Origin of the sequence: uncultured Dokdonia sp. (genome assembly GCF_947492535.1) — a bacterium.
Classification (GTDB): Bacteria; Bacteroidota; Bacteroidia; order Flavobacteriales; family Flavobacteriaceae; genus Dokdonia.
In genome coordinates this window covers 44,566-61,280 of record NZ_CANLNH010000003.1, presented here as the reverse complement: position 1 = coordinate 61,280, position 16,715 = coordinate 44,566, and the positions used below count along the sequence as shown (strand labels likewise).

At 33.1% G+C, this 16,715-nt stretch carries 14 protein-coding genes; all 14 read right to left on the bottom strand.

Features of this window, described 5'->3' with window-relative positions; all coding sequences use genetic code 11:
- Positions 1 to 48 precede the first annotated feature (48 nt).
- The 14 genes from Q1A60_RS05025 to Q1A60_RS04960 all read right to left on the bottom strand — a co-directional run bounded on the left by Q1A60_RS05025 (position 49) and on the right by Q1A60_RS04960 (position 16,701).
- Positions 49 to 2,406: a polysaccharide biosynthesis tyrosine autokinase gene (locus Q1A60_RS05025; protein ID WP_299767276.1), complete on the bottom strand. Its 2,358-nt coding sequence runs from the start codon at positions 2,404 to 2,406 to the stop codon at positions 49 to 51.
- A gap of 22 nt (positions 2,407 to 2,428) precedes the next feature.
- Positions 2,429 to 3,268, bottom strand: a complete 840-nt coding sequence (locus Q1A60_RS05020; RefSeq protein WP_299767277.1) for a polysaccharide biosynthesis/export family protein — start codon at positions 3,266 to 3,268, stop codon at positions 2,429 to 2,431.
- Positions 3,269 to 3,380: 112 nt separating this feature from the next.
- Positions 3,381 to 4,541, bottom strand: a complete 1,161-nt coding sequence (locus Q1A60_RS05015) for a glycosyltransferase family 4 protein (protein WP_299767278.1) — start codon at positions 4,539 to 4,541, stop codon at positions 3,381 to 3,383.
- Positions 4,542 to 4,660: 119 nt separating this feature from the next.
- Entirely contained in the window at positions 4,661 to 5,740 is a 1,080-nt protein-coding gene (locus Q1A60_RS05010) for a glycosyltransferase (protein ID WP_299767279.1), read from the bottom strand.
- Positions 5,737 to 6,642: a glycosyltransferase family 2 protein gene (locus Q1A60_RS05005; protein ID WP_299767280.1), complete on the bottom strand. Its 906-nt coding sequence runs from the start codon at positions 6,640 to 6,642 to the stop codon at positions 5,737 to 5,739. Before Q1A60_RS05005 ends, Q1A60_RS05010 begins: the two co-directional genes overlap by 4 nt.
- 3 nt (positions 6,643 to 6,645) lie before the next feature.
- Complete coding sequence (locus Q1A60_RS05000; RefSeq protein ID WP_299767281.1) at positions 6,646 to 7,737, bottom strand: EpsG family protein; 1,092 nt, start codon at positions 7,735 to 7,737, stop codon at positions 6,646 to 6,648.
- Positions 7,734 to 8,855, bottom strand: a complete 1,122-nt coding sequence (locus Q1A60_RS04995; RefSeq protein WP_299767282.1) for a glycosyltransferase family 4 protein — start codon at positions 8,853 to 8,855, stop codon at positions 7,734 to 7,736. The genes Q1A60_RS05000 and Q1A60_RS04995 overlap by 4 nt, the downstream gene beginning before the upstream one ends.
- Before the next feature lie 7 nt (positions 8,856 to 8,862).
- A complete protein-coding gene (locus Q1A60_RS04990; RefSeq protein WP_299767283.1) occupies positions 8,863 to 9,744 on the bottom strand; it encodes a glycosyltransferase in 882 nt (293 codons plus the stop codon).
- Entirely contained in the window at positions 9,741 to 11,081 is a 1,341-nt protein-coding gene (locus tag Q1A60_RS04985; RefSeq protein ID WP_299767284.1) for a hypothetical protein, read from the bottom strand. The genes Q1A60_RS04990 and Q1A60_RS04985 overlap by 4 nt, the downstream gene beginning before the upstream one ends.
- Positions 11,074 to 12,225 carry a glycosyltransferase family 4 protein gene (locus tag Q1A60_RS04980; RefSeq protein WP_299767285.1) on the bottom strand — a complete coding sequence of 384 codons (1,152 nt, stop codon included), beginning with the start codon at positions 12,223 to 12,225 and terminating at the stop codon, positions 11,074 to 11,076. The genes Q1A60_RS04985 and Q1A60_RS04980 overlap by 8 nt, the downstream gene beginning before the upstream one ends.
- Positions 12,222 to 13,286, bottom strand: a complete 1,065-nt coding sequence (locus Q1A60_RS04975) for an acyltransferase (protein WP_299767286.1) — start codon at positions 13,284 to 13,286, stop codon at positions 12,222 to 12,224. Before Q1A60_RS04975 ends, Q1A60_RS04980 begins: the two co-directional genes overlap by 4 nt.
- 1 nt (position 13,287) lies before the next feature.
- Positions 13,288 to 14,289 (bottom strand): acyltransferase, encoded by a 1,002-nt coding sequence (locus Q1A60_RS04970; protein ID WP_299767287.1) that lies wholly within the window; start codon positions 14,287 to 14,289, stop codon positions 13,288 to 13,290.
- Positions 14,279 to 15,832 carry an oligosaccharide flippase family protein gene (locus Q1A60_RS04965; protein WP_299767288.1) on the bottom strand — a complete coding sequence of 518 codons (1,554 nt, stop codon included), beginning with the start codon at positions 15,830 to 15,832 and terminating at the stop codon, positions 14,279 to 14,281. Before Q1A60_RS04965 ends, Q1A60_RS04970 begins: the two co-directional genes overlap by 11 nt.
- Before the next feature lie 26 nt (positions 15,833 to 15,858).
- Entirely contained in the window at positions 15,859 to 16,701 is an 843-nt protein-coding gene (locus tag Q1A60_RS04960; protein ID WP_299767289.1) for a phytanoyl-CoA dioxygenase family protein, read from the bottom strand.
- Positions 16,702 to 16,715: the final 14 nt, after the last annotated feature.

Sequence of the window (16,715 nt, the reverse complement as noted above, 5' to 3'; positions counted from 1 at the left end):
ATAAATCCTTCACTGAGTATTGTATCAATAATCTGTGAAGAGGACTACTTATTTTTTTACATTATATCCATAGCCATAGCCATAGGCACCCCCCATATTGGTAGATGCATAATTCAATAAGACTGCTATGTTTACTAGTCTGTCATCTTGATAATATTTTTCAGGAATACTCAATAATCGTTTATCTGAGAAGTTTTCTTTCACGACATATATCGTTAGATCTGCCAACTTACTGATAAGTAACGTATCGGTCACCAGACTTACAGGAGCTGTATCTACTACAATATAATCATAGTTTTCTTCTAGATATTTAAACATAGTTTGTACCCGATCATTCATTAATAATCCTGATGGGTTTGGAGGAATAACACCTGGTGGGATAATATCTAATGGATCTTCTGTCTTTTCTGTATAAATAACATCTTTAATTGCTATTTCAGGATTCATGATATAATTTGTAAACCCTGTGGTTGCTTTCCCATTGGGTAAATCTATAACCTCATGAAATTTTGGAAATCTAAAATCTGTTCCTATATAAGCTACCTTATGGCCAGATATAGCGAGTGTTTTAGCAATATTAGAGGAAATAAATGTTTTTCCTTCTCCAGAAACACTAGACGTTGTGAAAATGACTTTTCCTGTTGTTTTATCTATGCCCGCTAGTAAGAAGTTTATATTGGTTCGTAATATTCTAAACGCCTCAGAAATAGGGCTTCTACTAGTTTTATCTATAGCAAATTGATTTTTAGACTTGCTTTTAGGGATAGTTCCAATAATAGGAGCTGATACTAGTTCTTCTAGGTCTCTTTTGGAGGTAACATTAGTGTTTAGTAAATCTCTCACATATAGTACTACAAATGGTAAGAAAAGACTTAACACTGTAGATAAAAAATAGGTGCTTTTTTTATTTGGAGATACTGGCAAAAAGCTTGTTGGTGAAGCTCTATCAATAATTCTAGAATTAGGTACTGTAATATGGCTAGTAATATCTGCTTCTTCCTTTTTTTGAAGTAAGTATAGATACAACTGTTCTGTGACTCCTTGTTCTCTAGCTATTTCTCTTAAATCCTTTTGTCTTTCGGGGGCTTGATATAGTTTACTTTGGAATCCGCTTTCTCGACTTTGTACGCTGCGCAGTTTAATGGCTACTTTGTCTTGCAAGCTTACTAAGCTTTGAAATAATACCTCACGCAATCCTGCTAATTGGTCATCTATCTTAACAACTACTGGGTTTTTTACGGTAGAAGTTTTTAATAGTTTTTTTCGTTGTAGTACTAAGGTATTATACTTTCCAATATCTGTAGAAATAGAAGAGTCGTCTATTCCTAAATTACTTGGAATGACTTCATTTTTTGCTTCTTTATTTTTAATGAAGTCAATAGTAGATTGGATCAAGAGGTTCTGTGTCTCATAAATAGCAATCTCTCGTTTGTTTTCTGTAGAGATATCTGCCAGTCTTCCTGTAGATCCAGCAACATCTTCGGTAATACCATATTGTGACATATACGCTGCTGCCTGATCATCTACATTTGATAAATCTTCTGTGATGTCTGTAAGGCGGTCATGTATAAATTGAGCTGTTTTATTTGATGTTTCTTTTTTATTATTAATAGTCCTTATACCATAAGCATCTACAAGGTTATCTACAAAGTCTTCTGCTTTTAAGATTACAGCATCTCTTAATGAGACTTGTAACACTGAAGAGTTCTGCCCTACTCGACTAATCAGGAGACGTGCTCTATAGCTTTCTACTAAGCTTCGTACAGGAAGTAGTTTGATTTTGATCACTTTCCCAATAGAGCTCTTAATATTACTTTGATTAGGAATTAGAATAGCCTCTCCCACACTAGTTGCTACAGGAACTCCAAAATCATGAACACTTAACTCATTTCCATCAGTATCAATAAAAGAAAAAGAAGTATCTGAATTGACTCGTATATTAAATAATCCGCTTCTTTTGTAGAGAATAGAATCAGGAACTAAAAAATTAATATGCACTGCAGGGTTTTCATACTCTTCAATATCTAATACCCTTCCTTCATAGAAGTACTGTACATTAAGCTTTAGTTTTGTAATGACATTTTTGATTAATGTTTTAGATTTTAGTATTTGAATTTCGTTTTCAATTTGATCATTCGATTGTTCTAATCCTAAATCTTTAAATACCGAAAGACCAGCATCGCTCAAGTTATCTTCTTGAGAAATCACAATAGTAGAAGATACATCATACTGAGGTACTGAATAGCGTAACGAGACATATGCGAACGCTGTAAATATTACAAAACAGAGGACAAACCAATACCAATATCGTAAATATTTAAGGAGTAAATCTTTTAGATTAAAGTCTTTAAACCCGGGTATAGAAGGAGTTTTAAGAGTTTCATCAGAAGCGGGATTTGATTTCATATCTTTTTTTAATCTACGTGGGTTATTGAGTAATGGCAATGACAGAAATTATAATCCCTAAAACAGATGTAACCGATGTTAATACACGTGGCCAGTTACTATTTTTTGATGACTTTGCTTTTGATGCATTGGGCTCTACATATACAACATCGTTTTGTGCTAGATAATATACAGGAGAGCTAAATATATCTTTAGAAGTAAGGTCTACTTTATGAATAACTTGTTTGCTGTTTTCTTCTCGTATTACAGTGATATTTGTACGTTTTCCTTGAATTCCTAAATCTCCTGCAAGTCCTAATGCTTCTATAAGCGTAATGCGCTCATTATTGATTGTAATAGCGCCAGGGCTTTGTACTTCCCCTAGAATAGTAATTTTAAAGTTTTCAAGTCGTACAGATACAATAGGGTTGTTTATATACTCGGTTAACTTGTCTTTGATCATAGCTTTAACCTCAGCGCTAGAACGTCCTCCAACTTTAAGTTCTCCTAATACGGGAAATTCTATCATTCCATTGGTATCAATTAAGTAAGACGGTCTAGATGTTGTTGTACTTGCCGTTAAAGCTCCACTTTCTGAAGATGATGAAACTGTACCTGCGTTAAATGGAATTGCAGTCTCTGCATCTGGAGCAGATACTTTAATACTAATAATATCATGGGGTTTATAGGTTGCTATAAAATGACTGCCTGAAGTGATTTGTTCTAGGTTTTCTGACTCTTGAAAATACACAATATCTTTGGGTGCTTTACAAGAAACTATAAAGAGTACTAAAGAAATAGCAAATGTTATTTTCAGGAATCTTCGGTAATGTACTGACACATCTTTGTGGTGTGCCTTAGGTATTTTAATATCTGTTTTCATGATCGGGTGTGGGTTGATTGATATGATATTTATGATTGCTTTATGATTGTTTCTTTATACGCTCCTGCCTGCCGGCAGACAGGTTCGCGAAAGCGTACTCAGGATATTTTATTTATAATGATTCATACTCTTCTAAAAGGGATTTCCATATGCGTTTCCGTTCATATTTTTCACATATAGGCGCTCTTGCATTTTGAGCTAAATAGGTATAATATTTTTTATTAATTAAAAGTTCTTCCATACTTTTTTGCAGGGCTTGTACATTTTTTACGGGAATAATTGTTCCATTAATACCTTCTTCTACAATCTCATTACACCCATTTATATCTGAAACAATACTAGGGATTTGCATAGCACTTGCTTGTAATACTGTATTTGGAAATCCTTCTCTATAACTCGGAAAAGCGAGTACGTTAGATATTGCTAAAAATGGACGAACATCTTCTTGCCATCCTATGAGAATAATACTCTTATTGGTTTCTATTTCATTTTCTGTTTCTAAAAGTAATTGTGCTGTTTCTTGATCATAGTATCCTACTAAAAGTAGTTTTGCATTTGTATGTTCTTTTTGAATATTCTTAAATGCTTTTACTAGTTCATTAATTCCTTTATCCTTTACTATTCTTCCTAAAAAGGTATATACAAAATCTGATGGGCTAATCGTTAATTGTTTGCGGAGTTTATGTTTATCGGCTTCTGAATAGAAAGAAGGCGTGAAATGGGACGTATCGATACCATTTGAACTTCCAGTTCCTATTACTTTTATTTTTTGGGGGTCTGTAAACTTATTGTTGAGAATAATCTCTCTAAGTCCGAAGGAGTTTGGATATACTTTTGTAGCACATGCATAGGTTATTTTTTCAACAAAATTAAGTAAACGTCTTCGTGCTCCTGTTGCTTCTACTAGTGGTAAACCTGCAACCGTATGTAATCTATTTGGAACTCTAGCAATTTTTGCTGCTAGCATTGCAAGTGTTCCAGCTTTTGGAGTATGGCTATGTACAATAGCGGGTTTTTCTTTTTTGAAAATCTTATAAAGTTGAAATAATGCTTTTAAATCTTTAAGAGGTGTTATTTCCCGAGTCATCTCTACAGGAATCACTCGGACATTTTCTTTCTTTCCCAGCGTATCAATAACTGCTTCTCCATCGGTTACATCACCACTACTGCCTATGCCTATCATTTCATAATAGGCAGACATAAAATGAAGCTGTCCTTGTAACAGGGTTCCTAATGAACCTGAATGTGTTGCTACTCTAATTATTTTTTTCATCACTGGATGATATTCACTCTAATTTATATTACAAATAAACTTCACATCAATGCACTATACATTATAAAAGAATGTGAAACGGAAAAAATAGGTTTTAAAAGGAATAATTGACCATTGCTTTACAGCCTTTTATATAAATTCACATAGGCATCTATCATTATTGACAAGTCGTACTGTTGTGCCCTCTCAATACATTGTTTCTGAATTTTCAGATAGTATTCTTTATCATAAAGTAATTGTTCTATGTTATTTTTTAATTGCACATGATTTCCTGGTTCAAATAAAATTCCTGCTTCACCAATAACTTCAGATAAGCCACTAACATCAGATCCTATACATGGATTTCCAGAAGCCATCCCTTCTACAATAGCAAGTCCAAAACCTTCATAATGTGAAGAAAGTACACTCACATCTGCTAATTTCAAGAGCTGGGGAATATCTGTACGATATCCTAAAAAATGAACTCTATCATCTATTTCTAAAGTACGGGCAAGTACTTCTTTTTCTTCTCTTAACACTCCATCTCCTACCAATAACACATGTACTTCTTCTGGTAATATAGACATTGCTTTAAGAAGAGTATCTTGGTCTTTTTGTGCTGTAAAACTAGCCACCTGAATGATCACTTTTGCATTTTCAGGAATACCTAAATCACGCTTTGAAAGACCTATAGATTCCCTAAATATTTCAGTAGGTATACCATTAGGGATGGTAATAATACCTTCACTTCTTTCCTTAAGGTGATTGTATAGGTTTTCTTTTACTCCTTTAGAAATAGCGATCACCTTGTCATACTTTTTATAGATATATCTATCTAGATACTTTAGAAGAATAAAATTCCTTCTTCTATTATTTGTATTATGCTCTGTTACAACAAGTTTTGCGTGATTCTTTAAAAATAATGTTGATAATGCTACCCAGTACAAACTTGGAAATAAGTGTACATGTATAATGTCATATTCTTTACTATACTTTCGTAATTGAATACTGTGAAGCGGGCTGTAAAGATTACGTTTCTTTATAGTGACTATTTTTACTTGGTATTTTTGCGCTAACTCTTTATAAAAAAATGTCTTTTCAGCATGTAATACTAGGACATCTGTAGCTATACCACGCTCTATAAATTTAGGAATCGTATCTACAAGTAGTTTTTCTGCTCCTCCAAAATGAAGTGAATTAATGACATGTAAAAGTTTCATATATCCTTCTTTTGGGTGAGACAATCTTTTAGATAAAAAAGCATTCCTACAGGAATCCACAAAAAAGAGACGTATTGCTTTTTTAATAATTGTATATGGTGAAACATACTACTCTTATCACAAAAAAAGAATCTCCAAAAATTGATATACGCTTTGCATCTATTTACTAGACCAATTTTAATGATAGCACCAAGCTCTGCGTATAAATGAATAACTCCTTTTGGGTATTTTCTTCTTAAAAGTATAGATCGTGCAGATAGTCCATCTGCTAAATATTCACATTCATATACATTTTCATTAAAAAACAACATTTGATAGTGTTGTCCTATTCGATTCCAAACAATACTTTCTGGAAGGAATTTTTCTTCTGCAAACTTTGGAAATGGGTATTGCTTTAAAATAGATGTTTTAAAAACCTCTGCTCTATCGCCTTTGACTTTATGTGTATAGCGATAATCAAATATATCGCAGATGGTATCCCTTTCTAAAGAAGAGGATCCTACAACTTGTTTGTTAAAATAGCATTTTAGTCCTACTACTCCTGCTATTTCAGTATGGTCTTTTATGTGTTGCACTTTCTTACTAAGAATTGCTATTGCATCTGAGGGTAATCTATCATCACTATCTACGATAAAGAAGAATTCTCCTTTTGCTTTAGAAACCCCAGTATTGATCGCAATATGTTTTCCTTGATTTTCTTGTTTGTAATATTGTATTGGGAAAGATGCATTTTGTATAAGTTCATTCAGTACCTGATCTGTAGTATCTGTACTTCCATCATCTATTACAATCCATTCAAAATTGGTAATTATTTGCGCTTCAAGACTTCTATAGAGTATTGGGAGGAGCTCACTTCTATTATAAGTAGCGGTACAAATTGATATGAGTATAGTACTATCCATCGCTTATAAATAGGTGAGTAACCAAACAAAAAACAGACTTACAAAGATAGCGCCTGCCATAAAATAGGATTGGTTTTTTAAATTATTAGCATATATAATTGGGTATACTATGAGTATTGGTATTAAAAACCAAGATAAATAGGCTACTCGGTTTGTGTATGGGAAATATATAAAATACAGCCAGATGGTATTTGAAATGATATAGAGGTTAAGAAGCTTTGAATAAAAAGCGTTTTTAAAGTGATATTTATAGATAAAATAATACCCTAAATAAATAACAATCCCGCTATAGATAATAAAATCTATCCTAAAAGACGATCTCGCAAATACCCCGCTATCAATAGCACTAAAATCTCCTCTATCATCTACCAATCCTATAGAGGAAGTGACTAAGAAGTTAATCACGGTAAGCAATCTTTTACCAAATAAGAAGCTTATCGGGATACTTACTAACCAAAGACCTAATAATACTTTTGTATTCTTATAAAATTGAGCAATAATAAGTGCCAATGTTGGCAGCAACATACTGGTATGAAAGCTAATAGACAATGCAATTATCGCATACATTATCCATTTTCTATTATAAAAAGCTAAAGCGAAAATAAAAAAAGAAGTTGCTAATCCATTACGCATTCCATTAATTCCAAATGGCCAGAAAGACATAGAAGTAACATACATCACCACCGCAAAAAAAGCATATTTTTTAAACCATTTTTGAAATGAAAAGTAAACTGGAAACACATACAATATGGCAGTAATTAGATAAAATGTTTGTATACTAAAAAACTTCGCCAGTAATTTCATATAGTAATAGAAACCAAAATCTTTCCCTGATTCCCATAGAGGGTCACGTTGAATATTCAGGTAAATTGTTGTGTATTTATAGGTGTCACCATAATAACGCCAACTCCCAAAAGGGTTTCTTAATCCTATGAACAGCGTTACGATAATGAGTAGTAGTATGGTTCCTACAAGCAAGTTACCTTCTGGGAATTTTTCAAGCGTTCTATAACGTAATAGAGGTAAAACCCCAATAAGAGACAGCACTGTAATTACAGTAAAGAACGTGGTCATATAATATTGATCTGCTATCACTCCGAAAGAATTTTATGTAATTGTTTAGCATAAAGTTCCCACGTACTTTTTTGAAGTACGCGCTCTCTTGCTTTTATAGCTTGTTTATCTATAAGCTCTGGAGTATCTATAATGGATGTGAGTATATCCTGTAATGCCTCCCGATTGTCTTGTTCAAATAACCACCCTCCATTTCCAGCATCTATCGCATCAGAAATTCCACCTGTGTTTGTTCCTATAGCTGGAATCCCGCAAGATTGTGCCTCTAGAAATACTAATCCAAACCCTTCTACTTGATTGGATGTTTCTTCTTCTCTTGTCGCTAGTATAAATACATCTTTTGTATTATAAAAGTTAGGAAGTTCTGCATCTGGAATAAATCCATGAAGATGAATTTGAGGTTTTATAGGAGAAGCATCTATCATTCTTTTAAGCTCATTTAGATAAGGACCTGTGCCTGCTATATGCCATTCTATTTTAGATTGTACTTTTTCAGGAAGGGCTTCAAATGTTTTTAAAATAAAACCATGGCCTTTAAATTTTAAAACCCGAGATACTGTTACAAAACGTATAACATCATCATCAGTTTTTTGCTTAGATTCCTGAGGTGTAAAAAATGTATGGTTTACTGCAAGAGGTAATGCTTCGACACGAGCATTAGGTCGAATATATGTTACCAATCCTTTTGTATAATGACTATTCGTAATGATTTTTTTGGCTTTTCCTAAGACCCATTTTGCATATATCGGCAACCAGAATCGTTTTCTAATCGTAGCATTTCCTGCTAAAAATTCAGCGCCATGTCCTAATATGTATATATTCCGCATTCCTCCCAAAAAAGCAAGCAATGCTTCTGGATGCCAAATACCACATATAACATCATAGGATTGCTTGTTTTTAATCTTACGTATAGTGCGTATGGTTGCTAATTCGCATTGTATACGTTTAGGAGGCAAGCGTATGATTTCTACTTGAGTTGTACTATAAGGTGTTGCAGTAACCGGTATATCTACTGTTAATATTGTTATCGTATCATAAAAAGAAGACATCCCTATAGTAATCTCATGACATAAACGAGCAATACCCCCAGTAGATGGAGGATAATCGTATGATAGAATTAATAGGTTTCTTTTGTCCATGATACCTTTATACGGTTCTTAATGAAGGTTGTTTAGCAACTTCCTTTCCTTCTTTCTTGCCATTATAATAACTTTTAAAAATACTAAGGTCTTTATATGCGATTGTGTAGGAAACGATCAGTTTTATGAGATATAAACCTGCTGTTATTTTATGATGCCACGGTAAATGCCTATGAATAACAATAGTACGATTTCGCGAAAGCGAATATATATATTTACGAATATCTAATACTCTGCAACCCCCAGTTTCAGCAGCTAGATGTGTCATATGCGCTTTATGATTATAAAAAATGGTATGACCTGCTTTTTTTAAACGCAAACAGAAATCTGTCTCTTCATAAAGGGCTGCTCCTTTGGTGAGTTGCTCATCAATACCACCGACTTGCGTATAGATACTTTTCTTTACAGAGAAATTTCCTCCCCCTGCGTGGTCTACTTCTTTTTGTCCTTCCAGATGAAAGCCTCGTAGGGGATTTGCAGTCAGAGACACAAATTTCCCTATCTCACTTTCTGTATTTGTTTTAAATTTTTCTGTGATTCCGCCTGCAACCATACTAATTTCTTTAGCATCTAAAAAAATAAAGTGCTGCGTCAATAAATCAGAGCCGCACCTGATATCATCATCAAGATATAAAAGATACTCATACATAGCCATAGTAGCACCATAGTTCCTAGCTTCTGGAAGTCCTTTAAAGCTTGTGATATGATGGTATTTAATAAAATCAAAATCATTGATATAGGTGAGCACCTCTTGATCTTTTTCTTCTGACTGATCTACAATAACAATCTCAAAAGGGTGCTCAAAATGCTGCACCACAAGATCTTTTAAAGTATCTAACAGAAAAGCTGTTCTATTCAGGGTTGGTATGATTATAGAAAATCCTTTCATGAGTGTAATGCTTCAAATATGTTGATAAAAGCTTGTACCTGAGAGGAAGCTAAATAACGTTTGCAGTAGGCGGTATTTGGTTTTTGAATGGTTTGTGGATTTTTAAAAATAGCTCTTAACTTCTCAACACTATCTTCTTCATTAAATTTCAAAAACGTAGCTGTATTTGCTTTCATAAGCTCTTTCTTCGCCTCACTAATTTCTGGTACAAATGCCAACACTTGTTTTTGAAGAGCTATATAGTCTATAAGCTTTGCAAATACACACCACCAATAGGCCTTATCGCCATTAATCAATAAAACATATGCCGCTTTTTCTATCATAGTATACAATTGTGATTGCGGCATATGATCATAAAAAGTAACATAATCTGAAAGTTCTAATGCTTCTACATAAGGCAATCCAACACGTTCATTGATCTCTTTATTACCTATAATTTGTATTTGAGGAATTTGCGTAATTGGGAGATCTTTTATTGCTTGTTTATAAATCTTAAAAAAGGAATCTTTGTATTCTTTTAAGTACTCTCCTACAAATACTAAGGTATTTGCTTTTTCTATTTGTGGTGTTGGAATATAATCATCATCAATTCCCGTAGGAATGAACTCAAATTTTTCATCATATTCGCCTGCGTATTGGTCATGAAATATCATTCCATAAGATGATGAAGTACCTACTATCTTATCTGCATATTGAAATGTTAGATCTTGAATACGTTTTTGTTTTGCATAGACCTTAGGAATAGATGAATGAAATCTCTTTCCATACGTAATAGGATCTCTAAAATCTGCTACCCACTGGATAGGCATTGTCTTTTTTAATTCAATTCCTATCTCATTTGCTGTAAACGGGAGTGTGGTTGTAAATACCGTACCTATATCTTCTTCTCTTATTAATTTTTTAGCGAGGGTAATAGCACCTCTTTTCCATGTCCAAAATCGATCAGGATTTTTTAGATATCTATTAAGAATATAGTGATAAAGTTTAGAGGTAAGCGTTGGTTTTGATACAGCAGTAGTATTGCTATTCGTTATATCGTTAGGTTGATCAAATATGCCTTGTTCTTTTAATGTTTTATAAGTTCTATCTGCGCCTCCTAAAGCCATTTTCACACCACGTATACTAGGTTCTATATATTTTGTTCTGTAAATAGGAATGTCTTTCAATTCTTCTAATAAAGACGGGTCTTCATTATACTCATAATTAGTCGCTACTGTAATAACATATGGTTGCCATCCCATGCGTTTTAGGTACTTCACGAGTTTATGTGCTCTAAAAACAGCAGCATGTGTTTCTGGAGCAAAGAATGGTGTGATGACTAGTACTTTCTTATTCATGCCCTATTACATTTTTGTATACATCTATATTCTGTACAACCAGCTTTTTCTGATCAAAGAAATCTATCACACGTTGTTTTGCATTTTTGCCCAATCGCAATGCATAAGAGGTATCTGTGAGTAATCTATTTATTTTTTGAGCAAAGGCTTGGTATTTATCTGGATATTCTAATAACCCAGATTTTGTATCTTCTATAGACTCGTTTGCCCATCCTATAGAGGATGCTACAATGGGTTTTTCCATCGCCATAGCTTCTAACCAGGAAATAGGAAATGCTTCTGCAAAACTTGGAAATACACAAATAGCCGATTGAGAAATCATTTGAGACATCTCTTCATAAGGAACAACTCCTTTATAATGAACATTACATAACGCAGATGGAGTTAAAATAGTTTGCATCACTTCCCAAGTAGATTTCTTTTCTATAAAGTCTACCGCATCTTTCCCTACTAGCGTTAAGGTTGCTTTGGGGTTTATGGTATGAAGTATATTAAAGATATGTGCTAATGCCATCATTCCTTTTTTACGAACTAAAGTGCCAAAATAGAGAATGTTTTGATTCTCTGAAGTATTTGCCAATAACGTACCAAAAGCATCTGTATCGATTCCATTATATACAACTTCAAAATTAAGACACGGAAACTCAAATACACTTTCAGTAATTTTTCCAGAAAACTCACTCACCGCAATTACTTTTTTAGACTTATTTATAGCCATTTTCTCTAAGTAATATAGTAATCTAGGTTTTGATATTCCTTGAAGATGGTTAAAGTATGTAATAGAACCATGGATTCTTGTTACTACCGGAATTTTGAAATTAAAAAAGGCATGTAAACCTTCCCAATCAGGAGCTTCAATAAGGTCTATCTGGTCTGCTTTGATATGTTTTTTGACGCGACTACGTATTCTAAAACGATCCTTTATTGCTGAAAATCGTGAAGGAGATACTCCTTTAATTTCTACAATACGTATGGCTTCATCAAACCATATCTTATCTCGTGAAGACAAACATAAAAAAATAGTAACCTGATATTCATTTTTCACCAATGAGGTAGCCATCATTTTTATAAATGATCCTATCCCTCCTGCTGGTGGTGTATCAGGATGTGGGTATTCTGACGTTATGTAGGCGATATGATTCACTTATGAATGTATTTTTTACGTAAATAAATATTGAGCGGTTTTTCAAAATAACGATATAGGAGTCCGCTGCCTAAAATTGAAATTATCAATGCTATAGCAATGAGTACATATCCATTTTCAAAAAGACGAAACTTATAGTTAATAATCCATAATACTTGGATCACTAACTGATGTATCATATAAAAAGCAAAACTTATTTCTCCTAACCAAATAAGTACTCTTTTCGATAAAATATGAGAGATATACCCGCGTTGGATTGAAAATATAAAAATTAAGAACGTCATAGGAATCCAATAATAAATAGACCACCTAAAATCTTGAGAAATTCCTGAACGGAAAAAGTAACAAGCTAAGAAAAAAACAATCGCAAAACTCTCAAGTAATGTTGCATTATGCTTCACCCATGCATTCTCCTTATATCGCAGATAAAAATCGTATAGTAAAATTCCCAAAATAAAATCAAATACTCTAAAAAATGGATTGATATAATACACCCAATGATGTGTATCTGTAGTAGGTTGTATCGCTATAATAACGACGGGTAATAATAGAATAAAAACGATGTATTTCCTCAATACAGCAACGGTAAGAAGTAATACAGGGAAAAGGGTATAGAAAAACATTTCATTAGAAATACTCCAAGAAACCCCATTAAAAGAAAAGAAATACTCCTTTACAGGAATAAAGCTTTGTACTAAAAGAGTATTAGATAATGACTTTAACCAAAATGTCAAATCTCCTAACCTACCATAATACGAAAGAAAAAATGCAATCCCAAAGGTGAATAGATGTAATGGATATATTCTAAAAACCCTTGCCAATATGAAATCCTTAAATTTTATACTTTTTTCTAGAAATGCTTCTTTGTATTTATAAGATAGAATAAACCCGCTTAGGATAAAGAAAAAGCTCACCCCTAAATATCCTTCGCTCATAGATAAGTAACTCGCAAAGGTGTCTGTTAAAAACCCTTCGTTATAAGAAAGAAATAGTCCTCCTAAATGGCCAGAAAAAACCATGTAAGCAAATACAAAACGAAGCGATGTTAAAGGTTTTAGCATGTTATCTCTTAAAGAGGATTTTTTTAATAAGACTTTTTAAAGGCGGTTCTAAATAATAGGTAATAACTGTCGCTATCAAAATAGCAATAGATGTAGTAAGCAAAATACTTATAGACCTAGGCATATATGCATCAAAATATAGCATCAAAATATAGCCAACAAGTTGATGTACTAAGTATAATGGGTACGATATAAATCCAAGAAATAACAGGAATTTACTTCTTCCAAATAATTCAAATTTTAAATACACAAAAACGTAGAAAAACAAGACGATAATAGGAAATGCTATCAGTAAAATTGTAAGCTCTAAATGAGGTCGCACTACACTATACAACGCAATTGCCAAAGAAAGATTTGCTATAACAAGTCCATGTAAATACAAGGGTGGTTTCTTTTTAGAGGTATACATTTTGTAAAAGCAAATACCAATCATAAACAATAATACATAATTAAGATCCAGTAATCTACTTATGATAGGAATTGGAAAAAAGTAGTGAAGTAAACAAATAACTAGTAATGCTCCATTATACCATAATACCTTATCCACTTTCTTAATTATAAACAAGAATGCCATTAATAAATAAAAAAGCAATTCGGGTAATAAAGACCAATAAGCACCATCTACATGATGAAATTTGAGTAATTCATGAAACATTGTAAAGTTGAGTATGATATCAATTATATGCCTATCAAACATTGGATCTATAGACTGAGATTTTGTAATCCAAGTAATTCCTAGAGTTATTACAATACAGATCCAAAACGTAGGATACAGACGTACAAAACGTTTCTTCAAAAACTGCCATCCACTTGTGCATCGCTCTATAGTAAGGGTAATAACAAAACCACTTAAAATAAAAAAGAAAGGAACCCCTAACCATCCATGAGGAAAATATATAGATGACTCTATACCAAAATCTTTACTGTAGATCGTTGTATAATGATACAATACAACACCTAATGCCGCTAATCCTCTAAAAGCATCCAGTTCTTTAATTCTCATGGCTAGACGTTTTTTTTATAGTAGGAATAGACTTTATACGCTTTCGCGAAAGCGTACCCAGAAAAATTCCCATTAGAAATGTGCGCTCTGTTTTACTTAGGAGCATATACACTCCAATCACAAAGAATAGGGTATATAAGATTCCTTTTAGGATAAAGAACCCCCATCCTATTTCCAAAGGTTGAAATATATAATATGAGATCAAACACACAGGAATGAATAAAAGTAGGTATGGAAACAAGGCCTTTGTAAAGTATTGTTTCATATCCAACCCTAACTTAAATTGGTAATAGCACAACACCATGACTTGAAGTATGATAAGTGCTCCAAAAATTCCATAAATAATTCCTTTGAGTCCATATAATGTAGATAAATAACCTCCTACTATGATCCCAATAATGGTCAATATTAAAGACGATAACGACTTAAATCGCATAAGTTTTTTAGCCTCTAAAATAGCGTGAGCATATCCTTGTGATATAGGCATTACATAAGCTATCATAATAAGTAATGCAACAAGCCACGCATCTTTATACGTCTCTCCTACCCATAAAATAACAAACTCTTGTCCCAAGATTAAGAAACCTCCCAGTATATAAAAGAGTATGATCATAGTAATTCTTGAAATGCGTATCATCTCTGCCGTAAGAAGTGCTGTACTGTTATTTTTATAAATAGATTGCACTGCTTTAGGCAACACAAGTCCATTAATGACATTACCAAATGTTAGAAAATATAACCCAAGTGTAACTCCAACTGCATAAATCGCGACAACAACAGTACTTGTCGTTGCTCCAAGGATCACTTGACCTGTCCGCCATTGAAACTGGTATACCATCCCAAATACAAAAATCCAAATGGAGTAACTGAAGATTTCTTTTAAAAATTTAGTATTAAAACTGTGTAACTTGATCCTTACCTTAAGTTTTGTAAATACATAATAGACGGTCGCCACTATAAATGCTACATTTAATATGCTATCTAAAATCACTAATCCCAATGCATCTGCACCTCTGTACAGAATGACAACTATCAGCAATGCCCTGATTACATATTTACAAATAGTTAATACTCGTGGGAAAACAAAGTGTTCATATCCATTACAGATTCCTGTAAAAGCACCTCCTGGCAATGCAATCGCTATATTAAAGATAAAAATCAATAACATAATCTTTGCTTTGCTCATTTGATCTAGCGTTAAGGTATCGCCAAATAAAGCATCAACATTAAGGTACATTACTATTCCTAAAATGACAACAACACTACTTATAGCAGAATAGATAATAAGACTTACGGCTAAGAAGTTTTCTTGTCCTTTATCATCTTGTTGCGCTCTATATTGAGCAACAAATCGCACAACAGCATTGGTTAAACCTAAATCTAATATAGATAAGTACCCAACAAATGCTCCAATAAGTGCAAACAATCCATATTCTGAATCTCCAAGCATTCTTACGATAAAAGGAGTCATCACAATCCCAACAATATTGGAAATCCCAAGATTGATATAAGAAAGTAAGGCTGCTTTTTTTAATTGACTCAAAATAATTGGTTGGTTTTATATTATTTTCAAGATACGTTTACAGGTGTTCTTTCAATGATTTCGTGTATAGATCGATTATCAGGTTGAATAGGAGTTGTATCTCTTAAACAGATATAATCAGGTCTATTTTTTTCTTTTCTATCTTCTGGTAAATTAGAAGTTACATTGTAGGTCATAATAGCTGTATTTCTATCATAAGGAGAAATATTTGCATTAGAACCATGATATACATTAGGGTGAAAAAAGATAGCAGTTCCTATCTTTCCAATACCTGGTTGAATTCCATCTTGATCTACCATTTTTTTTATTAATTCATTTTTAATGGTAAATTTTAAATCCCCATTCAAAGAGTTTTCCAAGTCTACATTCTCTCCTGTTAAATGCGCTTTATACTGAAAATCTGCAATACCTGTTTTATGAGATTTAGGAATAAACATCAAAGGTCCTTGCGCATGATCAGTATCTTGTAGCAATACCATTACAGAAAGCATGTTTGCATCTTTTACACCGTCATCTATATGCCAGAACGGATAATCCTGATGCCATTCCCAGATTCCGCCATCAAAGGCTTTTTTATTATTAAGCTTATACTGATAGAGATATATAGAAGGATCATTTAGTAACTGTTGCGTGGGAGTTACTAATCGTTCTTGTTTATATAACCAGTTAAACTCTTCTCTAATCGTTTGCGGTGCAAAAACAGAGCGTATCGCACCATTTTCTTCTCTAATGATGTTGGGCATAGGCTTATCATCTATTTTATGAATTCCATCTCGTATGCCTTGTACTTCTGCTTCTGTAAATATCCCATCAACGATGAGAAATCCATTTTCACGATAGTCATTTATTTGTGTTTCTGTCAATTTCATTTTCTATTTTTTAT